The organism is Erythrobacter sp. SCSIO 43205 (assembly GCF_019904235.1).
Classification (GTDB): domain Bacteria; phylum Pseudomonadota; class Alphaproteobacteria; order Sphingomonadales; family Sphingomonadaceae; genus Erythrobacter.
On record NZ_CP063202.1, the window covers coordinates 1580258 to 1606127 of the forward strand.

General features: G+C 58.0%; 21 protein-coding genes and 1 tRNA gene. 6 read left to right on the top strand and 16 right to left on the bottom strand.

Features of this window, described 5'->3' with window-relative positions; all coding sequences use genetic code 11:
* Nucleotides 1-31: 31 nt before the first annotated feature.
* The 7 genes from INR77_RS07310 to infA all read right to left on the bottom strand — a co-directional run bounded on the left by INR77_RS07310 (nucleotide 32) and on the right by infA (nucleotide 6231).
* On the bottom strand, nucleotides 32-2914 hold the full coding sequence (locus INR77_RS07310; RefSeq protein WP_255573983.1) for a pitrilysin family protein: 2883 nt from the start codon (nucleotides 2912-2914) through the stop codon (nucleotides 32-34).
* Between the two features lie 78 nt (nucleotides 2915-2992).
* Nucleotides 2993-3796, bottom strand: a complete 804-nt coding sequence (purC, locus tag INR77_RS07315) for a phosphoribosylaminoimidazolesuccinocarboxamide synthase (protein ID WP_223073221.1) — start codon at nucleotides 3794-3796, stop codon at nucleotides 2993-2995.
* 28 nt (nucleotides 3797-3824) lie between these two features.
* Nucleotides 3825-3899 (bottom strand) — tRNA-Phe (locus tag INR77_RS07320).
* Nucleotides 3900-4014: 115 nt separating this feature from the next.
* Nucleotides 4015-4191, bottom strand: a complete 177-nt coding sequence (locus INR77_RS07325; RefSeq protein ID WP_223073222.1) for a DNA gyrase inhibitor YacG — start codon at nucleotides 4189-4191, stop codon at nucleotides 4015-4017.
* A gap of 97 nt (nucleotides 4192-4288) precedes the next feature.
* Nucleotides 4289-5242 (bottom strand): ribonuclease, encoded by a 954-nt coding sequence (locus tag INR77_RS07330; protein WP_223073223.1) that lies wholly within the window; start codon nucleotides 5240-5242, stop codon nucleotides 4289-4291.
* 153 nt (nucleotides 5243-5395) lie between these two features.
* The gene (locus tag INR77_RS07335; RefSeq protein WP_223073224.1) at nucleotides 5396-5968 is read right to left on the bottom strand and encodes a nucleoside triphosphate pyrophosphatase; all 573 of its coding nucleotides are present in this window, start codon (nucleotides 5966-5968) and stop codon (nucleotides 5396-5398) included.
* 17 nt (nucleotides 5969-5985) lie between these two features.
* Complete coding sequence (infA, locus tag INR77_RS07340) at nucleotides 5986-6231, bottom strand: translation initiation factor IF-1 (RefSeq protein WP_007163491.1); 246 nt, start codon at nucleotides 6229-6231, stop codon at nucleotides 5986-5988.
* Nucleotides 6232-6469: 238 nt separating this feature from the next.
* On the opposite strand from infA, the gene INR77_RS07345 reads away from it, so the two are divergent.
* Nucleotides 6470-9310, top strand: a complete 2841-nt coding sequence (locus tag INR77_RS07345; protein ID WP_223073225.1) for a hypothetical protein — start codon at nucleotides 6470-6472, stop codon at nucleotides 9308-9310.
* A 9-nt stretch (nucleotides 9311-9319) separates the two neighbouring features.
* Here INR77_RS07345 and INR77_RS07350 read toward each other — a convergent pair whose 3' ends face one another.
* The 4 genes from INR77_RS07350 to INR77_RS07365 form a co-directional block, all read right to left on the bottom strand.
* Nucleotides 9320-10186, bottom strand: coding sequence for a triacylglycerol lipase (locus tag INR77_RS07350; protein WP_255573984.1), 867 nt, complete (start codon nucleotides 10184-10186; stop codon nucleotides 9320-9322).
* Nucleotides 10186-11835, bottom strand: coding sequence for a wax ester/triacylglycerol synthase family O-acyltransferase (locus INR77_RS07355; RefSeq protein WP_223073226.1), 1650 nt, complete (start codon nucleotides 11833-11835; stop codon nucleotides 10186-10188). Before INR77_RS07355 ends, INR77_RS07350 begins: the two co-directional genes overlap by 1 nt.
* A 138-nt stretch (nucleotides 11836-11973) precedes the next feature.
* On the bottom strand, nucleotides 11974-13167 hold the full coding sequence (locus tag INR77_RS07360; protein ID WP_223073227.1) for an NAD(P)/FAD-dependent oxidoreductase: 1194 nt from the start codon (nucleotides 13165-13167) through the stop codon (nucleotides 11974-11976).
* 138 nt (nucleotides 13168-13305) lie between these two features.
* Complete coding sequence (locus INR77_RS07365; protein ID WP_255573985.1) at nucleotides 13306-14781, bottom strand: heme peroxidase family protein; 1476 nt, start codon at nucleotides 14779-14781, stop codon at nucleotides 13306-13308.
* Between the two features lie 204 nt (nucleotides 14782-14985).
* On the opposite strand from INR77_RS07365, the gene uvrC reads away from it, so the two are divergent.
* Both uvrC and INR77_RS07375 read left to right on the top strand, forming a co-directional pair.
* On the top strand, nucleotides 14986-16929 hold the full coding sequence (gene uvrC / locus INR77_RS07370) for an excinuclease ABC subunit UvrC (RefSeq protein WP_223073228.1): 1944 nt from the start codon (nucleotides 14986-14988) through the stop codon (nucleotides 16927-16929).
* Nucleotides 16930-16939: 10 nt separating this feature from the next.
* Nucleotides 16940-17623 (top strand): DUF6445 family protein, encoded by a 684-nt coding sequence (locus INR77_RS07375; protein ID WP_223073229.1) that lies wholly within the window; start codon nucleotides 16940-16942, stop codon nucleotides 17621-17623.
* A gap of 10 nt (nucleotides 17624-17633) precedes the next feature.
* On the opposite strand, the gene INR77_RS07380 is transcribed toward INR77_RS07375, so the two are convergent.
* Both INR77_RS07380 and INR77_RS07385 read right to left on the bottom strand, forming a co-directional pair.
* Nucleotides 17634-19217 carry an MFS transporter gene (locus INR77_RS07380; RefSeq protein ID WP_255573988.1) on the bottom strand — a complete coding sequence of 528 codons (1584 nt, stop codon included), beginning with the start codon at nucleotides 19215-19217 and terminating at the stop codon, nucleotides 17634-17636.
* A gap of 187 nt (nucleotides 19218-19404) precedes the next feature.
* Nucleotides 19405-20022: a superoxide dismutase gene (locus INR77_RS07385; protein WP_223073230.1), complete on the bottom strand. Its 618-nt coding sequence runs from the start codon at nucleotides 20020-20022 to the stop codon at nucleotides 19405-19407.
* 174 nt (nucleotides 20023-20196) lie between these two features.
* Between INR77_RS07385 and INR77_RS07390 the strand changes: the two genes are divergently transcribed.
* Nucleotides 20197-20478 carry a S24/S26 family peptidase gene (locus INR77_RS07390; RefSeq protein WP_255573989.1) on the top strand — a complete coding sequence of 94 codons (282 nt, stop codon included), beginning with the start codon at nucleotides 20197-20199 and terminating at the stop codon, nucleotides 20476-20478.
* Between the two features lie 5 nt (nucleotides 20479-20483).
* Here INR77_RS07390 and INR77_RS07395 read toward each other — a convergent pair whose 3' ends face one another.
* Both INR77_RS07395 and INR77_RS07400 read right to left on the bottom strand, forming a co-directional pair.
* A complete protein-coding gene (locus tag INR77_RS07395; RefSeq protein ID WP_223073232.1) occupies nucleotides 20484-22013 on the bottom strand; it encodes a carotenoid oxygenase family protein in 1530 nt (509 codons plus the stop codon).
* A gap of 54 nt (nucleotides 22014-22067) precedes the next feature.
* Nucleotides 22068-23246, bottom strand: a complete 1179-nt coding sequence (locus tag INR77_RS07400; RefSeq protein WP_223073233.1) for a glutathionylspermidine synthase family protein — start codon at nucleotides 23244-23246, stop codon at nucleotides 22068-22070.
* Between the two features lie 106 nt (nucleotides 23247-23352).
* Here INR77_RS07400 and INR77_RS07405 point away from each other — a divergent pair, with 106 nt between their 5' ends.
* Both INR77_RS07405 and INR77_RS07410 read left to right on the top strand, forming a co-directional pair.
* Nucleotides 23353-24039: a DUF1190 domain-containing protein gene (locus tag INR77_RS07405; protein WP_223073234.1), complete on the top strand. Its 687-nt coding sequence runs from the start codon at nucleotides 23353-23355 to the stop codon at nucleotides 24037-24039.
* A gap of 68 nt (nucleotides 24040-24107) precedes the next feature.
* Nucleotides 24108-24926 carry a universal stress protein gene (locus INR77_RS07410; protein ID WP_223073235.1) on the top strand — a complete coding sequence of 273 codons (819 nt, stop codon included), beginning with the start codon at nucleotides 24108-24110 and terminating at the stop codon, nucleotides 24924-24926.
* Between the two features lie 12 nt (nucleotides 24927-24938).
* On the opposite strand, the gene INR77_RS07415 is transcribed toward INR77_RS07410, so the two are convergent.
* Nucleotides 24939-25868: an acyl-CoA thioesterase II gene (locus INR77_RS07415; protein ID WP_223073236.1), complete on the bottom strand. Its 930-nt coding sequence runs from the start codon at nucleotides 25866-25868 to the stop codon at nucleotides 24939-24941.
* Between the last annotated feature and the right edge of the window lie 2 nt (nucleotides 25869-25870).

The window sequence follows — 25870 nt, forward strand, 5'->3', positions numbered from 1 at the left end:
GGCTGGCAGGAGGCGACCTGTCAGCCTTTTTTCATGGTTTGTCGCTGGCCTGTGTGGAGGAATTGTCTTCCTTGGGTAGAACCACAAATTCCACCGCGTTTTCAACGGCCAGATAAGTTTGCGCGGCGCGCCCCAAATCCTCCGGCGTGATTGCCTTGAGGGTATCGGGCCCTTCGAACCAGCGTTCGAGCCGTTCTTCCTCGCTTTGCGCACGGTCAGCAAGTTGCAGCCACCCGCCAAGCGATTTAAGCGCATTGTCATAAGCTTCGAGCATGGGTTGGCGTGCGCGCTTGATACGATCGGGATCAATCGGCTTTTCGCGCAGGTCAGCGATCAGTTCGGCGATTGCTTCGCGCGCGGCATCAACCTCGGCCACATCAACCGAGGCGGTGATGGAAAACACGCCATAGCCGGGGTAAATCTTGCTCATGGAACTTGCCGCATTGGGCGAATAGGCCTGGCCCAATTCTTCGCGCAGGCGTTCGGTAAGCTCAATGCGCACCAGCCTTGCGAGAAGGGCCATCTGCATTTCTTCGACAAAGTCACTGTCATCATTGGTTGGCCAGACAAGGCGGACAAGCGCCTGATCCGCCTCGCCTTCATGGGTGAGGTAGTGAAGGGTGCGATTGTCGGTAAATTGGCGGGTGCGCGCCTCGCTTCGCGGCTGAAACTCCGCCTCGCGCACGGGCAAAGCGCCAAGGGTCGCGGCGACCGCTTCAATCGCGGCCCCTTCGTCAAAATCTCCTACAATCGAAAGCTCTATTGCGCCTGATTGCAAGCGGTCCGAAATGGCGCTTTCAAGCCCTTCGTAATCGAGGGCAAAATAGGCCTCCTTCGGGGCAAGGCTGAAGCGTGGATCATTGTCGGAAAGGATGGCGCCAGCAGCGTTGCTATAGGCACGCAAAGGCGTTGAATTGAGGCGCGCGAAGAAATTGTCGATGCCGCGGCGGAATTGCTCGATCCCTTCGCTGCGATAGCCCGGATCGGTGATGGCTGCGGTGAGCACCTGCATCTGCAACGTCAGATCGCGCGGCGTGGTGGAGCCGGTAAAGCTGAACGCGTCGGCGGTGTTTGAGGCGTTGAAGCCGACGCTTCGCCCGGCAAGGATCGTCTGCAATTCATCGCGGCTGTGTTCGCCCAGACCACCAGCAGAGAGCAAGCTCATCAAATAGACCCGCAAGGGGTCTTCCTTCGTGTTCATCAAAGTACCACCGTCGAGAAGTAAGCGGTACGCCACCCGGTCTTCGCGCACATTGGTTGTCTTCAACGTCAGACGCACATTGTTGGCGAAGGTAAGGGTCCGAAAGCCCAAGCGTTCATCGCGCGTGTCTTTGACGACTTCCCCCGGTGTCCCGAAGTAGGTGTAGGCAAAAGCCTTGGCACTCCCTTCAAGGGGCGGGGAAATGGGAAGGGCCATCGCCTCTGCAAAAGCCTCGCGAAGCGCCTCTTCGCCGCCCTCTGGCGCGGTGCGGCCTTGGAACCGGATCAGCGGTTCGTCGAACGCAATCACCCTTTCGCGAAGCGCCGCCAGGGCCGTTTCAGGCGTGATGCTGGCTTCCAATTCTTCGAACAATTCCAATTGAAAAGCGGGCGTTGTGGGCACGGTTTCATCGGAAACAACGTTCAACGCGCGGGCAGCGTAAAAGCTGTTGGGCCGTGTCCCTGCGCCTGCCACCCGGTTCTCCAGGCTCGTACGGATATTGGCGAGCTGTTCGGCTATCTCGGCTTTTGTGAAGCCGTGGACGAGTGCTTCATTCACGGTTTGAACGGCGGCCATCACCCCTTCGCGCCACTTGCCGTCTTCGGTCGCTATACTCAGCGTGTTGGTGCGCGCGTCTTCGAAGATGGTCCCTTGCGAAAAGCGCGCGGCTCTGAATGGCGCATTGGGTGAGCGAGCAAGGCGCGATAGACGCCTGCGGATGATGCGACTTGCGACCGAGCGAAGCACGCTTTGCTTGCGTTCGGCAATCGTGTCTGGCTCGTCGATATATGGGGCCAGCATGGTGAGTGTGACGGTTTCGGATAGCGCAGGGTCGAGGAATATGTCCGTCTCGCCCTTGCGAGTGAGGTCGACCGGGCCAGTGACGGGCTCGGCCGGAGGCGGCGAGGCCTCCCAATCGGCGAAATATTTGAGGATCGCGGCTTCCATCATTGCGGTGGGCAGATCGCCAACCACCACAAGGACTGTGTTCGCGGGCGTATAGGTGCGCTCATAAAGCGCGCGAATGTCGTCAGCGCTTGCGGTTTCAAGCACCTCCAGCGTGCCAATGGGGAGCCGCTTGGTATAGCGAGCGCCCGGGGCGATAAACTCAAACCCGTCCTCGCGCGCCCGCTGTGCATAGCCGCGCCGGTCCCGCCGCTCAGCCAATATAACCCCGCGCTCGCGCTCAACCGCTTCCGGCTCAATAGTGAGCTCACTCGCAGTCTCGCGCATCAGCATCATCGCTGTGCCAAGCAGGTCTTCGTCATTGCGCGGCAGGTCGAGCATATAGGTGATCGCCTCAAAGCCGGTCGACGCGTTGGTATCCGCGCCAAAGGCCAAGCCTTCGCGTTCGAGCAGAGGGATCATCTCGCCTTCGGGGATATTGGTCGAACCGTTAAAGGCCATATGCTCAAGAAAATGCGCAAGACCGCGTTCATGCTCTTGTTCGGACAAGGAACCAGAACCAATCCGCATCCGCACCAGAACCGTGCCCTCAGGCGTCGCATTTTCGCGCAGGATATAGCGCATCCCATTGGGAAGCGTGCCGAACACGAAAGCCGGATCGACGGGCAGATCGCTGCTCTCAACCGGCCAGCTTTGCTGTGCTTGCTCTTGCGCGCTTGTCGCCTCGCTGTTTTCAGCGGCAAGCGGCGCGCCAAGCGAAAACACCAGCAGACCAGCGGTAAGGCTGCGAAATGCGTATCTAATCAACGGTATGTGTCTCTCATGCTCTCGTTTGGAGAGCAGCCTAACCGTTGAAAGATGTATGTCAGCTTATTTTTTGGCCGCCTATTTTTTCGGAGGAGGGTTTCCCCGCAGACGCGTCCGGTGGCTCGACAGGTCAAGCACTTCGCCGGGGCCTGTGTCCTCATTCTGCAAGAGGCCAAGGCGGCGCGCCACTTCGCGATAGGCCTCTTCTTCCCCGCCAAGATCGCGGCGGAAGCGGTCCTTATCGAGCTTTTCGCCGCTCACCATATCCCAAAGACGGCAGCCATCCGGGCTGATTTCATCGGCAAGGATCACACGGCTGTAATCGCCATCGAAAAGCCGACCAAATTCAAGTTTGAAGTCGACCAGACGAATGTCGATGGCCGCGAACATCCCACAAAGGAAATCATTGATGCGGATCGCCATGGAAGAAATGTCCTGCATCTCCTCCTGGCTCGCCCAGTTGAAACACGCGATGTGCTCTTCACTGACGAGCGGGTCGCCCAGCGCGTCGTCCTTGTAATAATATTCGATCAGCGTGTGGGGGAGGGGCTCGCCCTCTTCCAGACCCAGCCGCTTGCAAATCGATCCCGCTGCGACATTGCGCAAAACCACTTCGATCGGGACGATCTCAACCTGCCGCACAAGCTGCTCGCGCATATTGAGGCGGCGGATGAAATGGGTCGGGATGCCGATGTGCGACAGGCGGGTAAAAACGTGCTCGCTGATGCGATTGTTGATCACGCCTTTGCCGTTGATTGTGCCCTTTTTCTCCGCGTTAAAGGCGGTCGCATCATCTTTGAAATACTGGATGAGCGTGCCGGGTTCTGGACCCTCATAAAGGATCTTGGCTTTGCCTTCGTAAATTTTGGAGCGGCGGGACATAAGCGGGTCAGTTCCCTTTTCTAGCGAATGGTGCCCGGGGGCGGAATCGAACCACCGACACGCGGATTTTCAATCCGCTGCTCTACCCCTGAGCTACCCGGGCATTCGCTGCATCGTGCGGGGGCTGAGTAGCGCCCCGGCGAGCAAATGAAGCGGCGCTATGGCGCGGCTTTGCGCGAATGGCAAGAGGGAAAAGCGGGTATTTTACCGCCTTTTGTCTATTCCTTGGTTTCCCAATCGCTTTGCGTGAGCGATTCAGGGTCTACCGGCTCTCCCGGAACCGAATATCCATCGCCGAACCACTGCGCGAGATCGCGGTCCTTGCAGCGCTGCGAGCAGAAGGGGGTGTGCTCTTCGCTGCGAGGTTTCTTGCAGATGGGGCAGGGTTTGGTCATTGGGTTCTTATTCGCTTTGCCTTCAATTCGTGTGCTCCTGCGAAAGCACGAGCCCAACTTTCAACCTTTGGTGACGGACTCCTGCGTTCGCAGGAGATCACGCGTCAGAAATGATCTGGGCCTGAGGCACCTCAAGCGCAAGGGCAGGGTTGACCTCTATTCGCACTTCGAGGCCCGTGCGCACGCCCAGTTCTTCGAGCCATTCCGGTTTGAGTTTGGCTTTGAGGGCAGGGTGCACGATGAGGAGCAGAACGGGGCCATTGCCCTCGACACGCTCAGCCACCCGCAAGGCATAGCGTGCGCACATTCCCACCCGCGAAGTCGCGAATCGGTGCAAGAGCGATGGCCCTTCAAGCCGCGCGATTATCTGTACAAAGCCAAAGCCGTTCATTGCGGTGCGTTCATGCGGCCAATCGCTGAGCGCTTCAGCCATTGCATCGTCCACTGCGCGGCGGTCGGCCTTCGCTTCCAATGAGGGAAAGTCGATGCCGATATTGCCGCCTAGGTCGAACCAGCGAAGCGCCTTGGCGATAGCCGGAACAGCTGCGAGAGCCAATTCGCGTGGGGAAAGGGCGCCGTCCACGTCGATCACCGTCATGCCAGGGGTCACGGCGCAAAGGATTTCGCCGCCAACAAAGGCAATGCTGCCAGTGGAGGCGGCGTGCCAGACCTCTTCCCATGCGCCCGCCTCGAATCGATGAGTCGCAATGCCCTCATGCGGAGCAGCGTCATCCGCGCCGCCACTGATCCAGCGCGCTTGTGGCAGTTTCAACCGTCCCCGCTCCGCAATGCTGGCCCTCGTGATCCGCACTTGGCCTCGGAGCCCTTCGGTGGCCTCGCGCGGCAGGTGATCGACCAGAGCCTCGCGCCCGTTTTCGAGCGTTACCGTCCCGCGCCGCGCGCCGCCAGCCTTGCGGGTGAGCCGGGCTGTGTGGATCTCGCCTGCGGTAAGCTCGCCGGGCCATTGGAGTGAGGCTGCCACCACTTCGCCCCCTTCGATGAGGAGCTTGCGGGTTTCGCCGATGCCATGTTCGATGAGCCAGGTCACCACATCCTCCCCGGCACGGGGAGGGGGACCAGCGAAGCTGGTGGAGGGGGCATGAGCGCTACAAAAAAGTGGTTGAAGAACGAACGAAGTCGCTTGCCCCTCCACCATCCTGCGGATGGTCCCCCTCCCCAGAATGGGGAGGATTTTTCGTTGGCCTCAACCAATGGCAAACCCCGCCGCCTTTAACAGCGCGCGCGTTTCATAGAGCGGCAGGCCCATTACGCCTGAATGGCTGCCTCTCATCCATTGGATCAGCGCTTCGGCCTGCCCTTGAATTGCATAACCGCCCGCTTTGCCGCGCCACTCATCGCTCGCGATATAAGCGTCGATCTCTTCAGCGCTAAGGTCCTTGAAGCGCACCACATTTTCATTCAGCCGCTCGCGAAGGGTGCCATCGGGCGCGCGCAAGACGACGCTGCTCAAAACCACGTGCCGCCGTCCCGATAGAAGATTGAGGCAATCGCGTGCCTCACTTTCTTCTTCGGTCTTAGGCAAAATACGCCTGCCAGCGGCTACCACTGTATCGCCAGCCAGAACAAAGCCATCGGCCTTTACCGCCAAAGCCTTCTCGCGGCCCATGCGCAGCGCATAATCGCGCGGGCGCTCGTCTTTCAGAGGCGTTTCATCAATATCAGCGGGCGTCACGGTATCAGGCGTCACCCCAAGACGCGCCAAAAGGTCGCGCCGGCGGGGCGATGCAGACGCTAGGGTGAGATGAGGTGAGCCCACTAAAAGGCCCCTTGGGTCTACTGTGGGCCGGGACCGCCACGGCCCGGCATAAAGCGATAGGTGATGCGCGCTTTAGTAAGATCGTACGGTGTCAACTCGCACAATACCTCGTCACCTACGAGAACGCGGATGCGGTTCTTGCGCATTTTGCCAGCCGTGTGACCCAGCACTTCGTGGCCGTTTTCAAGCTCTACCCGGAACATCGCATTGGGCAGCAGCTCGACGACGCGCCCGCGCATTTCGAGAAGTTCTTCCTTGGCCATGTAAGTCCTTTTGTGTTGTTCAATCGGGAACGTCGTTTGTCGTCCCCCCGTTCATCGAATTACGCGCGCCATTTAGCGATGGTGAGAACAAAAGTGAAGCCTCGTGCGTTAATGGGCGCAAATCGCAGCAGTTTGGGCGCAAAGATGATCCGGGTGAATCGGGCAAAGCGGTCGGCTGATGCAAATTGATACAATCGCGTGCTTTCAATAATGGCTCGCAATAACGCAAAAGGCCCACATGAACCTCTCCAGCCTTTCCCGCACCGTCTTAATGACGGGTGCTGCCACTTTCGCTCTTTGCTCCGGTGCCATGGCCACAGCGCAAGAGCAAACCGCCCAAGCGCAAAGCGAACCGACCGTCATTGAGGACGACGACGAGGATGATGTCGGTGGCATCATCGTATCGGCGCGGCGTCTTCGCGGTCAGCTTGACGTGGGACAAGCGCCCATTCTTGAACTGAGTGAAGAACAGATTGCAGCCGAGGGCGTTGCCTCAATCGGCGATCTGGTCACTCAAATCAGCGCGCAAACAGGCTCTTCGCGTGGGCGCGGTGGGGGGCGGCCAATCATCCTTGTCAATGGTATTCGCCCCGGCTCTTTTCGCGAGCTGTTCCAATATCCGCCCGAAGCCTTGGCAAAAACCGAAGTCTTCCCTGAAGAAGTCGCCCAGCGTTTCGGATTTCCGCCAGACCGCCGGGTTATCAACCTGATCCTTAAGGATAATTACCGAAACGCCGAGGTCGAATTCGAGTTTGAAGGCCCCTCGCGCGGTGGGAATTACACACGCGAACAAGAGCTTGGATTTCTACAGATCAAAGACGGTGCGCGGATCAACATCAATCTGGAGGCGAACGATACCTCTTTCCTGACCGAGGATGAGCGCGATATTATCCAGACGGAAAATTCGACCAGCGATGTCGCTGGCGACCCCGATCAGGCCCCGTTCCGTTCGCTCGTCTCCGATAGCCGCAGCCTTGAGGCCAATATCAGCTGGGCCAAGGCATTTCAGGACAGCGGGACAGCGGTAACAGCCAACGCCAATTATGTGCGCAGCGATGCGCGCAGACTTCAAGGGTTGAACACGGTACTGCTTTCAGACGGGCCGGAAGATGATCCGGCGACGACTAGTGTTCTCAGAACCTTCGGCGCAGACAGCCCGATCGAACAGGTCGTTGCCTCGGACACATTCTCCGTATCGGGATCGGTCAACACGCCGGTCAATTCGTTCCGACTGACAACCACATTGGACGGCAGCGTGAGCGAGCAGGAGACACGGTTCGACCAAGAGTTCGACACCAGCGATTTGATCGCTGCGGCAAGGGCAGGGGAGCTTGCGCTTGATGCAGCCCTTCCTACGCGGCTCGAAACAGGGTTTGATGTGGCCTCAAGTCGAACGATCACGGCGGAAACCTTGACCACATTGCGCGGGCCGCTCGCCTATCTTCCCGGCGGTGAGCTGATTGCGACCTTTGACCTTGGCCTTGATTGGGACCGGATCGAAAGCGATGACACGCGCACCAATCTGCCGTCGGAGTTGACACGCAGACGCCTTTCAACGGGCGCGAATTTGAACATTCCGATCACTAGCAGGCGCGAGGGGTTTGCCGATGCGCTGGGCAGCTTCACGCTCAATCTTCAAGCAGGGTTTGAGGACTTGTCCGACTTTGGCCTCTTGGGCGATTATACCGCTGGCCTCACCTGGGCGCCTTTTGATAATCTCGACCTTACCGCGACTTATATATACCGCGAAGTCGCCCCGACTTTAAGTGCGCTTGGCGACCCGCAAGTCGTCAATTTCAACCTGCAAGTGTTTGATTTCGTCAACAATGAGACGGTGCTGGCTGATGTCACCACGGGCGGCAATCCCGACCTCGTGGCCGAGACACAACGCGATTGGAAATTTGCCGCCAATTGGGAGCTTCCGTTCTGGGAAGGCACGCGTTTTCAGGTCGAATATATCCGCAATCGATCCGATGATGTGGTGAGCTCTTTCCCGCAAATCACGCCAGAAATCGAAGCCGCTTTTCCGGGCCGTATTACGCGCGATGCAGACGGCACTTTGATCGCGCTGGATCGGCGGCAGGTGAGCTTTGCCGAGACAAAGGCGGACAGGCTGAACTTCTCGCTGAACCTGCGCGGTTCATTTGGTGGTTCAAGCGAACGCGGCGGCGACCGAGGTGGCCCACCGCAAGGCGCTTCTCGCCCCGCCAATGCAGCGCCAGCAGGTGCGCCTTCGGACGGTCCCCCAGCAGGGCCCCCAGCAGGACCAATGCGCGAAGGTTTCGCCGCTTTTCGTAGCATTATCTGCGCTGATGATGGCGCGGACCGTATCAAAGCTCTGATCGCGCGGATTGAGGCGGGGGAGGATGTTTCGGACACCATCCCCGGCTTTGACCCTGCAATGGCGCAAATGATGCTTTCGCGTCTGCGCTCCGACAATGGCGAGATTTCTGATGAGCGCCTGTCCACCATCCGTGAGCGTATGTGCAGCGCGGAGGCTGGTGCGTCTGGCTCTGGCTCGCAAAATAGCCAAACGGCAGGCGGGCGCGCACGCGGCGGGCCTCCCGGCGGGTTCAACCCGCTGGCGCGCAACGGCTTTTCCGGTTTCCGTTATTTCGTCTCACTCAACCACACGATTGAACTCGCCAATGAAATCACGATTGCGCCGGGCCTTGCTCCGCTCGACCAGCTTGATGGGCAATCGACCAATTTCCTCGGCCTGCCGCGCCATACCTCGCGGCTTGAGGCTGGCATATTTGGCAAAGGGATCGGGACGCGCCTGTCTGGCCGTTACACGGGCAAAGCGAGGCTTGATGGCTCCACTCAGACCACGACAAACACAATCTTTATCGACGATCTTGTGACCTTCGATCTGCGTGTGTTTGCGAATTTGGACCAACTCACCGGGGGCAGCAGCCCAGCGCTCAAAAATGTGCGCGTTTCCTTGCGCGCTGACAATATCTTTGATGCTCAGCAAAAAGTGGTCGATGAGACGGGCGAAACGCCGCTGACTTATCAACCGTTCCTGATTGATCCGGTGGGCCGCTTTATCGGAATTGATATTCGCAAACTGTTCTAGACTTGAGGATTAGCCCCAAGCCGTCTCAAGCTTGGGAAACATCCAGCTTTGGAATGGATTGGGCTCAAATGGTTTCCACTCGCCTTCAGCCTGAGCGAGGCGATCAGCCATGGCGATCATCACGCTTGGGTTGACGCCGAGCCCCAGATGGCTGGCAAAAACGCGAATGTTTTCAGTGGGCGCACCGGATGCCTTTTCGGGATCCTGAACACTCCCGCGCCAGTGCACCACGCCATCGGTCTTTGTCAGGATCGAGGTTGTGGGGACGGGCGGTGCAACATCAAGCCCATTGAACTGACCATCACGGATTTCCTCAGGCTCGCTGCCGTTGAAAAATTCGAACAATCGCGAAGCATTGGTGTGCGCGCGGTCATCGGTGATCGGGCTGCCGAGGCTCATCACAAGGCGCACTTTGTCAGGGCGAAGCTTGGCGAGTTCGCGCGCCAGAACGCCGCCAAGGCTCCACCCGATGAGCGAGATTTTGCGACCGCTAGCCTCAAACAACCGGTCCACCTGATCTTCCAGCTTGGTGATAAGCTCTTCATTGACGCGGATGTTGCGGCCTGAATCCCAGCCATGCGCGTCATAGCCAAGGCTTTTGAGAAGGTTGCGCATCGGCACGGTTGAATTGTTGGTCGCCATAAAGCCGGGGAGCGTCATCACGCTATGCCCATCGCCTTTGGGCAGGGTCGCAAGATATGCGCGCGAGGCGAAGAATGCGCCGAATTCAAATACGGCGCGGCCTTCAGACAGCGCCCAGAAGGGATGGGGCGCGCGCGGCTCGACCGGAACCTCTCCACGCGATTTTTTTTCATCATCGACTATGATGCTGCCCGGCATGGGGGGCAGATCGCGATATGTGGGTAGGCTGGCCATTATTTGCTCTCCTCAGCGATACGCGCAGCCGATGCCTTGGTTGGCTTGCGCTTGCCCGGTTTGGGCGCGGTTTTGCTAACCGCTTTGCTCGCATTCCTGTTCGCCGCTTTGCGGGGCGCTTTCGTAGCGCTGCTTTTTCTAGCGGACGAGGGTTTCTTTGCGGTTTGTCTTGTCTGCGAAGCTTTACGAGTGGCGCTCTTGTCAGTTCCCGCCCCTTTCGCTGCAGGTTTTTGCGGCGCTGTCCCTTTTGCAGCCGTCACCATTTCTTCAAAACTTTCACGCAGGCATTGTGAGTAGAATTCGGGATCAGGCATAATATCGCGGCAGGCGGTAAAGCTGATATAGGCTTCATCGCAATACGATTGCACCACGTGCGCAAGCGCCAATCCATCAGTCAGGCAGATGAGTGACAAGGCCATGCTTTCAAGCTTTGCCCCTGCCGAATAAATCGGGATGGGCGGGCCGGGCACGTTGGTCACAACGGTGTTGAATGGCATTGCAACGCTGTGCGCGATGCTGACCCGATTAAACAATTGCGCGCCCAAAGCCATGTAAAGCAGCGGGTTCACCTTGCTCACTTCAGTCATGGTGCGCGCGCCAATGGCATTGGTGATCGCTTTGGAGTTGCTGGTGCGGGCAAAGACAAAGGCAAGCCGCTCACCGGGGTCTGCAGTATGGGTGCCAAGCGGCGCAATCATGGCCGCAACCTGATTGCCCATATCGCTTTTCTCATCGGCAGAGCGCACTGAAATCGGGGCCATGGCGGTCATGGTCGCTTTAGGCAGGTCATCCTTGGCTGTCAGATATTTGTGTAATGCGCCCCCGATAATCGCGAGTGCGACGTCGTTGACCTTGGTTTTAAGGTCGGGCGCGAGCGCGCGAATGGCCTTCATATCTTCGAGCGGGAAACGCTGGCCCTCAACTACACGGTGGGGCGAGATCGATGTGTTAAAGCGCGTGCGCGGCGGGACATAGTCGCTGGTGAGTTTGAAATCGCGGGTGATCAGCCCTTTGATCGCATTAGCAACGCCGGGCACGGCCTGCGCTGCGACGCGTGCCTGTTTCAGGGGATTTACAAGAGCATTGACGTAGGATTTGCCGAGCAGCTCAACCGGGCCCGGAACCTTTTCCGGTTTCCAGCTGTCCGGTTTGCTGGGCGGGGGCGCATCGGGGGTAAGCGTGTGGATCGCTTCCATCAGGTCAATCCCGCTCATCCCGTCAATCGCGGCATGATGCACCTTTGTAACGAATGCAAAGCACCCCGGCGGATAGCCCGGTACATTGTCGAGGCCTTCGACTACGGTAAATTCCCATGGCGGGCGGTTCAAATCGAGGGGACGGGCATGAATGCGCGCGGTCTGGATGCACAATTGCCGCCAATCACCCGGCTTAGGCAGCGCAACGTGGCGCAAGTGATATTCAAGGTCGAAATCGGGGTCTTCAATCCAGTATGGATAATCGAGGTCAAACGGGACACGTACAAGACGCTGGCGCATGGTCTTGGAGAGTTGCAGACGGCTGCGGAAGAATTCGAGAATGTCTTTAAAGCGGACAAATCCGCCCGGTGCGCTCGCCGGATTGTAGATGAGCAGATTGCCAATATGCATGGGAGAATTGGGCGATTCCAGCGCCACAAATGACGAATCCATTCCCTGCAATTGCTGCAATCGTTTTCTCCTCAATCCCTGTTTGAAGGCCGCGTTATCCGTCCTTTCGAGAACGAGGCTAGGGCGCGTTGATGGAGGTGGCAAGCTGACGCGCACGTCAGGTGCCCTATCGTGAGTGCACTAGGATCCTGATCCAAGAGCATCGCCGCAGGCAACGCCGCTCGCCCATGCCCATTGGAAATTGTACCCCCCAAGCCAGCCTGTCACATCGACCGCCTCGCCAATTGCGTACAGGCCGGGCACGCGCTTTGCTTCCATGGTTTTGCTGGAAAGCTCATTGGTCGAAATCCCGCCGATGGTAACTTCGGCTTTGGCGAAACCTTCCGAACCGCTTGGGGTGAAGCGCCAGTTGGCAAGCTTTTGAGCCGCCGCTCTCAGCGCTTTGTCTGAGACATTGCCGAGCTCTGTATCAATGCCAAGCTTTTCCGCGAGCGCATCGGCGAGACGGTCTGGCAAATGCTCTCGCAGCGCCGATTTGATGTGGGCGCGCGGGCGATCGCGCTTCATTTCCAAGAGCCAGTCGGTATCCGCCTGAGGAAGGAAGGTGATCCCAACCTCTTCTCCGGGCCGCCAATAGGATGAGATTTGCAGGATAGCAGGGCCGGAGAGCCCCTTGTGCGTGAACAGCGCAGCTTCATCGAAACTGGCCTTGCGCTTCTTTGATCCAGCATGAGCGCGCACAGGGGCGGAAACGCCGGAAAGCTCGCGAAACAAAACGTCCTCTCCGCCCAGTGTGAGTGGCACGAGAGCAGGACGCGGCTCGACGACTTTCAGGCCAAATTGGCGGGCGAGATCATAAGCAAAGCCCGTTGCTCCCATCTTGGGGATCGAGGGGCCGCCAGTGGCGATGACGAGGTTGGGGGCGGCGAAATTCTGACCACTGGCGCCAACGGCGAACATATCGCCGTCTTTGACGACCGCGCTGACGAAAGCGTCGCACAGCACGTCCACCGTGTCCCCACATTCGTCGAGCAGCATTTGGACAATCTGGCTCGCAGATCCGTCGCAAAACAGCTGTCCCAGAGTTTTCTCATGCCAAGCAATGCCGTGTTTCTCGACTAAAGCGATGAAGTCCTTTGGCGTGTATCTGGCAAGCGCGGACTTGGCGAAATGCGGGTTGTCGGAAAGGTAATTGGCTGGCCCTGCGTCCACATTGGTGAAATTGCAGCGACCCCCGCCGGAAATGAGGATTTTCTTGCCCGGCCTCTCAGCCTTTTCGAGCATTAGGACGCGAAGGCCGCGTTTACCCGCCTGCGCTGCACACATCAGGCCAGCCGCGCCGGCTCCCAAAATTATCGCGTCATAGTGCTTCATCGTGCGGCCGATAGAGGTTGAACAGCCCGATGAAAAGCATTGTGCTTGCGGCCCTGATCGTGCCCATCGCCAGACAGAAAGCGCCCGCGTTCGGTGTTTCCCAAACGCAGGCGCTTAATGCGGTTTGAAATCTGATCCTTACACAGCAGGCAGGGTCGGATTTGTGATGGTCATGATCTTACCAATATCATCCCATTCTTCGCGCGGTGCCCAATTGCGGTTTGCGCCAAGGAAGGAACGATCATCCAATTCAAGGATGCCGATCATCACCTCTGCAACGATTGTTGCGCCCACTGGGCCCAAGGCCTCGCCCTTAGTGAAGGTGCCATTGGTTTCGGCACGGCCAATCACCTCGGCTTCCGCGAGGAGGTAGAGCCACAAGGGGATGCCATCGCTGCCAATATCAGGGTGCAGATCAGCGATCTTGGCGACCACCAGATCGATATCCGCTTGGTCAACGCCGATGGCTTTCGCGATTTTTTCACCGCCCGGCAGCAGGAAGGCGTTGCCCCGCAGCAAGTTGCGCGTGGCAAGCGATGCCTCGTCGCCCGCTCCGACAAACGGCAGTTTGAGCAAGTCGCCAGCGAGTTTCGTATCGAGCGTTTGGGTCTTTTCGACCGTGCGACCTTCGCTGGTTTCAAACAGTTCGTGCCAATCCACCACGGCGCGCGGGTGGCTGACCCGGTCAAAGCCGCGGCCAAGGAATTCGCCGAACAGTTCAAGCTTGCCCGTACCTTTGCGGGTTTGCAGCGACATGGGGATCATCGAGTGGCCAAAACGATATGCAGCGACTGAAAATTCAACCGGGATGAAAGGCGTGTCGGCACAGTAGAACTGGCGTCCACAGCCCAAAATCCGCTCCACCACGGGGGTGCCGCACATAGCGTTCAGAAAGTCATTCACCACCGCCCATTGATAGTGCCACGTGGTTTGCTGACGCGCTTCTTCATAAAGCTCATGGCCTTCCAATGTCTCTTCATTGGGGTTGTTTTTGCTTTCGTGATAAAGCGTATCGGCCACATGATTATGGAAGCGGATAATCGCGAGCTGCATCTGGCTCAAAATGCGGTTTTCATCATTGCGTGGATCGCCAATGACCGCGCGGTTGTTGGGCGAGCGCAGCAGGTCGTGATCGGCATATTCACCTTGCACCAGATCCCCATTGTCCAAACGATTATCATCGCCTGTCAGCAGTTTAACGCCATTAAATGGTGCCTCCTGGCTGAACAGATAAGGCTGAGCCTCTGGCCCAAGGCCGTAGATGCAATCGAGATCCAGCGTCGGCGTGCGCACATTGGCGACTTCGCTTGCATCATTGATGACAGATGAAAATGATGTGGACGCATCAAGTGTGATGTCATGGTCGATAAACTGACCGAAAAAGACCATGCCAACGGGCACCGACTTTGTGGGTGAGTTTTTGTTGCCGCCATCCATCGGGCCGCCATCTCGGCCAATTGCCTGCAAGATGTCGGGCCTTGTGTAAGCTGGTGGCAAGTTGCCAAACATCCGGCCAAAGCGATCTTCGCGTTGATGTTCGGAATAATGGCTGCGGCTGCAATAAGGGGCAAGACCGTCTAACGGTTTCATCCCGTGGTGTTCGTGGCTGCTCATCTCTTCGTCTCCCTGAATTGAAAAAATTCGGGCGACCCGGTCAAATTATGCTTACCCCTCCAATTGGTACCGCTTATGAATCGGGCAGCATTTCTTTTGCGTGAGCCTCGTAATGGGGATTGGTCTTGGCCCGCTGTGCAGTATTTCACAGGACATCGCGCAAGGGGGGGTTTTCGCGGTCAACTGATGGTCTATCTATGACCGATGGCTCAATCTCCTTCTGGCAGACCGCACAACCCCGACGGTGCAGAGCGCTTCAATGAGGCGCAGGCGGCGACCACAGTTGCGCGCGCTCAGCCCAATTTGGAGGCCGGCGTCAACGCCATTCGTGAGGTGGTGAAGACGTTGAAACCCATTCCGGGCGTCTATCGTATGCTCGATGCACGAGGCGATGTGCTGTATGTCGGCAAAGCGCGCAGTTTGAAGGCGCGGGTGGTCAATTATACGCAGGTCAACCAACTGACCAATCGCCTGCAACGCATGGTGTCGCAATGCCGCAGCATGGAAATCGTCACCACCAATTCCGAGGCCGAGGCGCTGCTTCTCGAAGCGCAGCTGATCAAGCGTTACCGCCCACCGTTCAATGTGCTCCTGCGCGATGATAAGAGCTTTCCCTTTATCCTGCTGCGCGCCGATCACGCGTTTCCGCGCATTCACAAGCATCGCGGCGCGCGGCGGGCGAAGGGGAACTATTATGGGCCGTTTGCCAGCGCTGGATCGGTCAACACCACGCTTAACGCGCTGGAGAAACTGTTCCTCCTAAGGTCTTGTACCGACAGCTTTTTCAACAATCGCGACAGGCCGTGCCTGCTCTATCAGATCAAGCGCTGTTCAGCGCCGTGCGTGGGGCGGATAAGCGAGGAGGATTACGCCGCGCTCGTCACACAGGCCAAGGATTTCCTTGCGGGCAAATCGGGCAAGGTGCAGGCCGATCTCGAACGCCAAATGGCGAAGGCCGCCGAAGAGCTGGACTTCGAAACGGCTGCGATCCTTCGCGACCGATTGCGCGCGGCGACCTTTATCCAAGGGTCGCAGGCGATCAACGCGAAGAATGTGGGCGATGCCGATGTCTTTGCTATCGCGGCCAAGGGCGGGCAGATGTGTGTGCAGGCCTTTTTCATCAGAGGCGGGCAAAATTGGGGTCACCGCGCCTTTTTCCCTTCTCACATCAAGGATGTCGAAGAGGCGCAGGTTCTCGCCAATGTCATGCTGCAATTCTACGAGGAAGTACCACCGCCGCCGACCGTACTGGTTGACCGCGAGCTGCCCGAAGGCGAGTTGATGGAAGCAGCGCTCAGCGAACTGGCCGAGAAGAAAGTCGCAATCTCCATCCCCCAACGCGGCGACCGTCGCAAGCTTATGGCGCAGGCTGAGCGCAATGCTGTGGAAGCGCTTGATCGCAGGCTCGCTGAGAGCGGGACCAAGGCGAAAGTCCACCGCGACCTGGCCGAATTTCTTGAACTTGATGAACCGCCCAGCCGCATCGAGGTCTACGACAACTCCCACATTCAAGGCGCAAAAGCCATTGGCGCAATGGTTGTCGCGTCACCCGAAGGCTTTGAAAAATCGCAATATCGCAAATTCAACATCAAGTCCGCGCAAACCAATGACGATTTCGCCATGATGCGCGAGGTGATGGAGCGGCGCTTTAGCCGCGCGATGAAGGATGACCCGGACCGTGAGCGGGAAGGCGTGTGGCCCGATCTCGTCCTCATCGACGGCGGTAAAGGCCAACTTTCCAGTGTGATGGAGGTGCTCGGCGAACTGGGCATCGAAGACCTGCCCGTTATCGGCATCGCCAAGGGCCCCCACCATGGTCGCGAGGGGCGCGAGGTTTTCCATTTTCCCGATGGGCGGGAAAAGACGCTGCCGACCAATTCACCCGTATTGTTCTATGCGCAAAACCTTCGCGATGAGGTCCACCGCTTCGTCATTGGCGCGCACCGGGCCAAGCGTTCCAAGGCGATCACGGCATCGCCCCTCGATGAAATCCCCGGCATCGGCCCTGCAAGAAAACGTGCGCTGCTGCTCCATTTCGGAACGGCGAGCAAGGTGCGCGCCGCCGCGTTGGAAGATCTGCGCCGCGCCCCCGGCGTCAGCGACGCGGTCGCGCGCGCGGTCTATGATTTCTATCACGCAAGGGGGTAAGCACGCGGCCATGATGCAAATTCCAGAGGCCACAGTCACCGTTCAGCGGATCGGCAAAGAGGGTGAACCTCTTGTCATTATCGATAATTTCACCGGCCAACCCGAACGCCTTCGCGAAATGGGCGAAGCGGCACGCTATTACCCTGCAGGCGTCGACTATCCCGGCATACGCGCTCCCGCAGACCCATCCTATCTCGACATCCGGCGCGAGTTGATGATGCGGGTCATGGGCGAGGTGTTTGGCCTTAGACGATCAATCCAGTGCGAAGTGGCGGCGTTCTCAGTCGTCTCGCTGAAGCCCGAAGACCTCTCACCGCGCCAACGCATTCCGCACCATGATCACTCCGATCCGGGCCGCGTTGCGATCATGCACTATCTCGACGACCCTAAAAGCGGCGGCACTGCATTTTACCGCCACCGGCGCACCGGCTTTGAAGCGATTACACCCGAGCGTGAGGGAGCCTATGCCATGGCTCTGAAAGAGGATGAACATGAATACGGCCCCCCGCCGGCTGGCTATCCTCAAGAAAGCGAGCGGTTTGAGCGTATTGGCATGGTTGAGGCGCGCGTGGACAGGCTTGCCCTCTATCGTGGACGCCAACTGCACTCCGGAATTATTCCGGACACCAAGGCGCTTAGCGATGACCCCAAAACGGGCCGTCTAACCGTCAATATGTTCCTCTACGGTCGCTAGTCGAGGGGGCTTACGCCTCCTTATACGCCACCATATCCTCTTGCAGCGTGCGGCCTGCGAGGAGGTAGTGCAGCGCTGCCCAGCCATAGCCGCAGCAGAAGATCACAATCGACCATTGCAAACCTCGCGCATCGGCATCCGCGCAAGCAGCAAGGTTTCTCGCCTCAACGCCGGTCAGAACATTCTTGGCTTCAGCGCTCAATCCGATCAGCGGCTTGCACGCTTCGAGCGTGAGGCCAAGGTCTGCGCCGGTAAGGAAAACCGATTTGAGATAGGTCGACAAAATGCCGATCAACAAGGGACCAAGGCCATAGCCCAAAAGGTTCACGACGAACAATGTGATCGCCACCGATGTCGCGCGCATCCGGCTGTCCACGACGCCGCCTGACACCGCATACATTGGCCCCAAATAGAAATAGTGGATCATCGCTGCGATCATCAGCGCAGGCATCGCCAGCCACAGGCTTTCTGCGATATAACCAAAAGCGTAGAGCGGCACTGATGCGCCCATGCCAATGGCTGGCAACCATGAAAGCGCCTTGGGATAGCGTTTCGAGAGGCGGTCAGACAGCCAGCCGGACGAGAACACGCCAATTGCTGCCATCACGCCAAGGATAATACCGAACAGGAGCGAGGCCTCCTGAATGGTAAGGCCGTGAGTGCGGATGAGGAAGCTTGTCGTGAACTGGCTCACTCCGTAACCCACGAAAGAGGCGAGCATCGCGCCAAAGACCACATGGCGATAAGCGGGCTTTTTCATCAGAACGCGCAAGGCCTCGCCAAAGCCGGCCCGCTCAAGGTTCTGGAGCGACGCGGGATCGGTGTAACCGCGCGGGGGCTCTTTGATGGTGCGCCAGACGAGAAAGCCGAGGATGAGGCCCGGAACACCCACAACGACGAAGGCAATGCGCCAGCCTTCGACCTGTGACCAGTCGAGGCCGCCGAACAACCCGCCAAGGCCGATGCTGGCGACCCATGCGCCAAAAGCGACGCTGTCGATCCCGGCAAGCTGACCGCCGAAGATTGAGGCAAACATTCCGCCAAGCGGCACGCCGAGTGCGTAGATCGACACCGCCGTCGCGCGCTTTGAGGGGGGATAATAGTCCGCGATCAGCGATTGTGCGGGCGGGGTGCATCCCGCCTCTCCAACGCTCACTCCTACGCGGAACAGGAACAGCATCAGGAACGAGGCTGCAAATCCGCACAGCGCGGTGAACAAGCTCCAGACGATGACGGCCGCAGCGATAATGATAACGCGGTTGAAGCGTTCTGCCCCCCGCGCAATCGGAATGCCGAGAAACGTATAGAGCACCGCGAATGCAGGCCCACCAAGCAGGCCCATTTGCCAATCCTCAAGCCCAAAGGAGAGCTTGATCGGTTCAGTCAAAATGTTGACGATGGTGCGGTCGATGAAATTGAAGATGTACACCGTCAGCAGCGCGGCGAGCACATAAGCGCGGTAGCCGGGAGTGCCAAATCCGGTATTCGGGCTGCTGGTCAGGGTTGCGGGCGCGGCCACGCTTGCGGCCTCAGCCGTTGAGCTTTGCGTCAAAACTGTCTCTCCCACCGGTGCCCATTCGTTTTGGCTTTGCAAGGGGCACCTGCTTCTCTCTTGCGCAGTCTTGACGAATTTGAGTGGGAGGTAAAGGCAGATGGCGGGCAAGGGGGCAAGGTTTTCGACCAACTGCTTGTGGTCGTTGCGCGCCTTTGGGGATTGCAAAAAAGAAAGGCCCGGCACCGCGAGAAAGCGGGCCGGGCCAGAATTTTTATCCTTACGCGGTTTAGGCGTTGGTCGGATATGTCCATGTGCTGCCACGCGCGAGGTTTTCGCTAGCGAAAGCAAAGTTCAGCTTTCCATCGACAACCGCGTCGAGATAGGCCGGGCGCGCATTCTGGTGATCGAGGTAGTAGGCGTGCTCCCACACATCAATCGTGAGAAGCGGGTTGAAATCGCTGTCTGCAAGCGTGTCGCCATCGTGCGTTTCTTCGATGGAAAGCTTGCCGTCTTTTTCAGCGAGCCAAACCCAGCCGCTGGCAAAGTGTCCTGCGCCGCGTGATTTAAGCTGCGATTTCAGCTCGTCCATTGAGCCGAAAGCTTCGTCAATCTTGGCTGCGAGTTCATCCGATGGTGCGGTTTCCGACCCCGCGAGCGAGTGCCAGTAAAAACCGTGGTTCCAGCTTTGCGCTGCGTTGTTAAACAGGCCCTGATTTGAGCCGCGTGCGTCAGCAACAACTGCTTCGAGAGCGGCGTTTTCATGGGCCGTGCCTTCGATGGCCGCGTTCATTTTGTCGACATAGGCCTTGTGGTGCTTGCCGTGGTGAAAGGAAAGCGTGTGCGCCGAGATTGCCGGGGCAAGCGCGTCGTCAGCGTAGGGAAGGTCGATGAGGTTAAAAGCCATCTTGAAAAGTCTCCTGCGTTGGAATTGGGGTTCCTCTAGCTAATGCGTGGACGCACGGAAAGTTGCAAATTGATGTTTCAGAATGTGACGTGCTGCAAAATCCGGACATAAAAGTGTAAAATATCCACCAGCTGGTCTTGGCTTGCGACTAACAGTTAGCCTAATGCATCAAACATGATCGGGTACAAGATCGCACGGGTGAGAGACAGAAGCATGGAACCGCGATTGCCAAAAGGCAGCGTGGTGCTTTTTAGTGCGAAAAAACGGCCAAAGCGCGGCGATACCGTGCTGGCTATTCATCCAGAAATTGGCAAAGTTGTACAAAAGGTTACAGCTGTTGGGCGCAAAGGCGGCGTTTACTTGAGCGTCGACAAAGCAAAAGGCCATGAGGCGCAATCTGTTGGTCGGGTTGATTTGAAAGATGTGCTGGGCGTAATGGTCCGCCGGATCGCCTGATCGCGTTAGGCCGCCTGCTGATTTTTGCGAAATTCGGCATCTCTCGAGAGCTGAGCGTGTTCGACCCACGTTGCGTGAACCCCGCTGGAGATTTTGTGGGGTAGAGCCGCGCGGCAAATCGGGCCCTTGGCGATGTCGCTGGCATCAAGGATCGCAAGCTCAGACGTGGCGGTATTCTCATTGATCAAAAAGGTGACGAGATAGCCGTCGTCTTCGCGTGATTGTTGTCTTACCGCTTCGCTGCTTGAGGACTTGCGCGGCACCATCGGGCTTTCGCTGGCATAGACGCCGTCGGGAAGCTCATGGACCTGCTCTTCCCCTGTCTGCGTATCATGGCGCACATATCCATTGAACAGGAACCATCCCGGCTTGCTCGTGGTCGACCAGATATAGCGGCTCTTCTTCATCAGATAAGCCGGGTTGATCATGCCAAATTCCACGATCCGGTCACTCAGGCGTTCTTCGGTAGTCTCGCCCGTTTTGAGGTTAAAGCGCCAGCGGTGGAGACGGCTCTGGAAGGAGTGCTCATCAACATAGGCCATCATATGGCTGTATTCTCCCGCTTCCTCTAGCGGATCGGGCATGGGTTTGTCTTGGTAATACCCTTCGAGCACCACTTCATCGCCTTCTGACCCGGAAACCTCATACGCGTTGGTCCAATGGAGGACATAAGTGGGGGAGGCTTCGAACCAGCGAATATCCTCTGGCTGACCACGGCGCGGGATCAGGGCAAAGCGCGTCGGCACGCCGTCATGGATGCGCGCTGCATGAATGTTTCGCTCCAAGAGATTCTCATCCCAGAACAGCGGCATATCATTGAGGATCGACCAGTTTTTCGTGATTGCCATATCGTGCGGCAGGCGCGGGCCGGGAAGGGGGATGGGGACATAATGCTCCAGCTGTCCGGATCGCCCGACTACACCGTAATGCATGAAGGGCGCATATTTGGAGTAGTTGAAGAACATCAGCTCGCCTGTCTCTTCATCCACTTTCGGATGGGCTGAAACGCCATCAATCGGGCCCCATGACGCTTTACCCAAATTCTCCAGAGTGACCGGGTCCATCTGCCAAGCCTCGCCGCATTGGTAGAAGGTCGCAAGTGCGGTCCCTGCGTGCACGATGATGTCGGTGGAGCCTGTGTCTTTCAGCCCCTCGTGTGCGCCAAAACCGGGGCGCCTGGAGGTGCCGTGCGGGTCCATCAATCCGCCCCACAAAGCCTCGCCCGCGATCTGTTCCTGATTAAAGCAGTGCGTGCGGATAAAGCGGTTGCGATAGCTCGCTTTGCCACCTGAAATGCTCACCTGATGCACCATTCCATCGCCATCAAACGGGTGATGCCGCCCAAGCGGTTGGTGAACCGGATTTTCGGTATTGCGCAGATAAATGCCGTCAATATCCGCCGGGATTTCGCCCTCGATCACCTCAAGCTCGTCAACATCCACCTCTTCGTGAACTGGCGTCCATGCGCCAGAGAGATAGGGGTGGTTCGAAGGCTGAAGCGTTGTCTTAACCGGCGGCTGGCGTGTGATCTGCATTTGTCTCTCCCGGCGCGCATCGTAACCGTGGCGACCGACAAGACAAGAACTTCATTAACCCATGATGATATGCGGCACGAAACGCGCCAGATCGCGTGTGATCGGGCTTGCATCTTCGCGGATCGACATACCCGCCGGATCATCGCCCACGACCCAGCTGCCGATCACCGCATGATTATTGCCAGAGCGCGCAATGGGCGCATAAGCCTGCACAATGTGCCCTTCCGCACCGTAGCCTTCCTGCGGGCCATCGTGACGCGCCTCACCATCGAAAAGGGCAATGTCGGCGCCCTCACGGCTGAAGAAAGGTTTGGTGACGTGCGGCTGGCTTTCCAATGCGCGCGCGCCATCGGTCCCGGCGAAATAGGCGGGCACCAGATTGCGGTGGCCCTCATGCTTTTCCCACAAAAGCGGCAGGATCGCTTTATTCGACAGGATCGCCTTCCACATGGGTTCGATGAAATTGCAGGACGCACCCGCGATCTGATCGGCGCTTTCTTCAAGCATCATGTCTTCCCACGGATAAAGCTTGAATAATGCGCCGATGCGATACCCATCGGGGTCGATGAATTCGCCCTCACTATCAATCGCGATTTTCGCAATATCGACAAAGCGCGTCTCAAGTCCGGCTTGCCCGGCCAAATCCTCGAAATAGGCGACCGTTGCGCGGTCTTCGATGTGGTCTTCGACCCCGCTAAAGTGGCACAGCGAACCCGGCGTCAGGATTTGCGCAAAGCGTTCGACCAGCGCCTCGTGCAGGCGATTGAATTGGTCGGTGCTCTCCGGCAATTCGCCAATCTCAATCATGTCTTCGAGCCACTTCCATTGGAAGAAGGCTGTTTCGTAAACGCTCGTCGGCGTATCGGCGTTGAATTCGAGCAGTTTGGCAGGGCCCCCACCACTTTCGGCTCCGGTATAGGCAAAGTCGAAACGGCCGTAGAGCGAGGCATCCCCGCGTTTCCACGAATTGGCGATCGGGTCCCACATATCACGCGGGATGGCGAGGCGTTCCATCATCTGTTGATCAGCGCACGCATCGTCCACCAGACCCAGACACATGGCGTAAAGCTCGGTCGTGGGGTCTTCGATTTCATTTTCAACTTCGGACAAAGTGAACTGCCAGCAGGCGCGCTCATCCCAGTAGAGGTCGCCATCAACATGATGAAAAACAAAACCGTTTTCGCGGGCGACCTCTTGCCAATTGGGCCGCTCTGGCAGGGTTTTTCGCAGCATTAAACGCCCTCTTGCCTACAGTGTTAAGCTCATGTCCACCTTACGATAACCTTTTTGCTTTAGCTGAAAACTCCGAAACCAAAGTCTTACGGGGATTAGGGGTAATATGGCTGCGAGAAATACCAAGCGTTCGTCCAAAGTGCGTCTTACCACAATGGCGGCTTTGAGCTCTGGCGCGATGCTTACCGCTTGCGGCGGCGATCCGGCTCCTGCTGCCAAGGCGGCGGATCCGCAAGACAAGCTTGATGTCGAAATCGAGGTGTATGAGAACGTTTTTGCCTGCGCCAAAGCTACCGGCAAAACGACTAAGGAATGCGAAGAGATGCGAGCTGAGGCGCAAGCCATTGCAGCCAAGGACGCGCCGCGTTTCGAGGCCAAGGAGGATTGCGAAGCGGTTTATGGCGCGGGCAATTGCGTGCAGGAAACCAGTGAGCAAACCAGCCACGCGCGCAGCACACGGATCCCTTTCACCCCGTTCCTCGCGGCATGGTATTCCAGCAAGCGGGACGGCAAAACAGGCCCCTTGTTCAAAAGCGGCTCCAATGGCTATCAGACCGCCAATGGCTCGCGCGTTGGTTACGGCGGACAGCCGGGTAAATATCTCGCTTCTGCGCGCGGGATGGAGCGCGCCAAGTCCGTGCCAAAGGTGAAAGCGGCAAGCGACATGGCGCGGGCCGCTGGATTTGGCAAACCGGGCTATGGCAAGAAATCGGGCGACTTTGGCCGAACCAAAGCAGCAGGCGGCGTGATGGGCGGCAGCGATTCTGGCGCAATGCGCAGCAAGGGTGGCTAAATTGATGTAGATCAATGCTGCGAGCCTGTTACTGCGGCTAAATCTCCCTAGTCCAAGGGAGGCAGCACATGAAAAGCATTCTACTTCACGTTGACGCCGATCAATCTTTCGAAGCGCGTTTGCAGGTCGCGCTTGATCTGGCGCGGGCCAATGACGGCCACATCACTTTGTTGCAAAGCGTAAGCTACGAGGTTTTCGCGCCCGGCGATTTTTATGGCTCGGCGATGGCGGCGGCTATGCCGCGCATCAAGGAAGCGGCTGAAGAGCTTCGCGCGAAGGTCGAGGCCGATCTTGCGAATGAAGATGTCTCGTGGGAATTTCGCTTTCTTTACGGGATGGCTGAGAACCACCTGCTTGAACAATCCGCGCTTCAGGACATCATCCTGATCGGTCCCAATGATATTGGCGAGGAAGAGATGCGCCGACCCTCCTCAATGGCGGGAGAGCTTTCAATCAAGGCCCCGGCGCCCGTGATGGTCGTGCCGGGCGATGCCAAGGGGCTCAAGGTTGACGGTCCGGTTCTGGTTGCGTGGAACGGTTCAGCAGAAGCCTGTGTGGCGCTGCGCGCGGCGCTCCCGTTGCTGGCCAAATCGACCAACGTCTATCTCGCAAGCGTCGCCGAAGAAGATGATCAGCAGCGCTATGACTTTCCTGTAAGCGAGGCAGCGATGTACCTGGACCGCCACGGGGTTTCGAGCGAGGTTGTGTCAATCCCGCGCGGCAAGGTTAGCATTGGCGATACGCTGTTTTCAGCCGCCGCCATGCGTGATTGCTCTGCGATGGTGATGGGCGCCTATGGCCACTCGCGCCTTGCCGAAATGCTGGTAGGCGGAGTGACAAGACAAGTGCTCAGCGAGCCGAAGCTGCCGGTGCTTCTGGCGCATTGATCGGACCTTGTTTTAGCCCTGATTGCCAGGCTTCTTGATTCGCTTCCTCATCATGCCTTCTTGCGCGACGCTGGCGATGAGGATGCCCTGTTTGTTGAAGATGCGCCCCCGGTTAAAGCCGCGTCCGCCGCCCGACCAGGGGCTGTCAGTGGCATAAAGCAGCCAATCGTCGGCGCGTGCTTCCTGATGGAACCATAATGTGTGATCGAGGCTTGCCCCGACTAGCTCACCGCGCATCCATGAAAGGCCGTGGGGCAGGGCGGAGGTGCCAAGCAGCGTATAATCGCTGGCATAGGCAATAACGGCGCGGTGGAGCGCTGGATCATCGGGCAGGGCACTTGCGGTTTTGAACCAGCTATGGGCGTGCGGGTCCTTTGGCTCTGCGTTCATCCAGTGCAGCTTGTCAGTGGTCCGCATTTCGATCGGGCGCGGGCGAAGTGCAATGGCGCGTTGTGCGTCGCTGACCTTGTCGCCCATCTTCTCAATCATGGCGCGGCGAGTTTCCATGTCGGGTTTGAGGGTTTCGGGATCATCGACTTCGGGCATGGGCGAATCGAGATGCTCAAGACCGTCTTCTGGCGTCTGGAAAGAAGCAGTGAGGTTCAGAATAGGCGTGGCGGTGCCGTCCTCATTCTCTTGGCTCGCGACCACACGCCGATTGGAAAAGCTGCGCCCGTCAAAGTCTCGTTCAATGCGATATTCAATCGGCACGCCCTCACGCCCGCCACGCAGGAAATATGCGTGCAGTGAGTGCGCGGACTTTTCGTCGGGAACGCTGGCTTGCGCTGCTTGCAGGGCTTGCGCGATGACTTGCCCGCCAAAGACGCGGCCAACGCCGTCCTTTTGCGGGGAGCCCACATAAATATCGGTCGCAACGCGCTCTACGGTGAGGAGCTTGACGAGGCCATCGACCAGCTTGGCGTAATCGGGTGTATCACTCATGG

What these genes read in the sequence shown, in the direction of transcription:
- INR77_RS07325 (WP_223073222.1), bottom strand. Translation starts at nt 4,191, where the DNA reads ATGACCAAACCCTGCCCCATCTGCAAGAAACCTCGCAGCGAAGAGCAC.
- purC (WP_223073221.1), bottom strand. Translation starts at nt 3,796, where the DNA reads ATGTCCCGCCGCTCCAAAATTTACGAAGGCAAAGCCAAGATCCTTTAT.
- INR77_RS07375 (WP_223073229.1), top strand. Translation starts at nt 16,940, where the DNA reads ATGATGCAAATTCCAGAGGCCACAGTCACCGTTCAGCGGATCGGCAAA.
- INR77_RS07365 (WP_255573985.1), bottom strand. Translation starts at nt 14,781, where the DNA reads ATGAGCAGCCACGAACACCACGGGATGAAACCGTTAGACGGTCTTGCC.
- INR77_RS07395 (WP_223073232.1), bottom strand. Translation starts at nt 22,013, where the DNA reads ATGCAGATCACACGCCAGCCGCCGGTTAAGACAACGCTTCAGCCTTCG.
- INR77_RS07345 (WP_223073225.1), top strand. Translation starts at nt 6,470, where the DNA reads ATGAACCTCTCCAGCCTTTCCCGCACCGTCTTAATGACGGGTGCTGCC.
- INR77_RS07390 (WP_255573989.1), top strand. Translation starts at nt 20,197, where the DNA reads ATGATCGGGTACAAGATCGCACGGGTGAGAGACAGAAGCATGGAACCG.
- INR77_RS07385 (WP_223073230.1), bottom strand. Translation starts at nt 20,022, where the DNA reads ATGGCTTTTAACCTCATCGACCTTCCCTACGCTGACGACGCGCTTGCC.
- uvrC (WP_223073228.1), top strand. Translation starts at nt 14,986, where the DNA reads ATGGCTCAATCTCCTTCTGGCAGACCGCACAACCCCGACGGTGCAGAG.
- INR77_RS07350 (WP_255573984.1), bottom strand. Translation starts at nt 10,186, where the DNA reads ATGGCCAGCCTACCCACATATCGCGATCTGCCCCCCATGCCGGGCAGC.
- INR77_RS07360 (WP_223073227.1), bottom strand. Translation starts at nt 13,167, where the DNA reads ATGAAGCACTATGACGCGATAATTTTGGGAGCCGGCGCGGCTGGCCTG.
- INR77_RS07415 (WP_223073236.1), bottom strand. Translation starts at nt 25,868, where the DNA reads ATGAGTGATACACCCGATTACGCCAAGCTGGTCGATGGCCTCGTCAAG.
- INR77_RS07400 (WP_223073233.1), bottom strand. Translation starts at nt 23,246, where the DNA reads ATGCTGCGAAAAACCCTGCCAGAGCGGCCCAATTGGCAAGAGGTCGCC.
- INR77_RS07405 (WP_223073234.1), top strand. Translation starts at nt 23,353, where the DNA reads ATGGCTGCGAGAAATACCAAGCGTTCGTCCAAAGTGCGTCTTACCACA.
- INR77_RS07355 (WP_223073226.1), bottom strand. Translation starts at nt 11,835, where the DNA reads ATGGATTCGTCATTTGTGGCGCTGGAATCGCCCAATTCTCCCATGCAT.
- infA (WP_007163491.1), bottom strand. Translation starts at nt 6,231, where the DNA reads ATGGCCAAGGAAGAACTTCTCGAAATGCGCGGGCGCGTCGTCGAGCTG.
- INR77_RS07410 (WP_223073235.1), top strand. Translation starts at nt 24,108, where the DNA reads ATGAAAAGCATTCTACTTCACGTTGACGCCGATCAATCTTTCGAAGCG.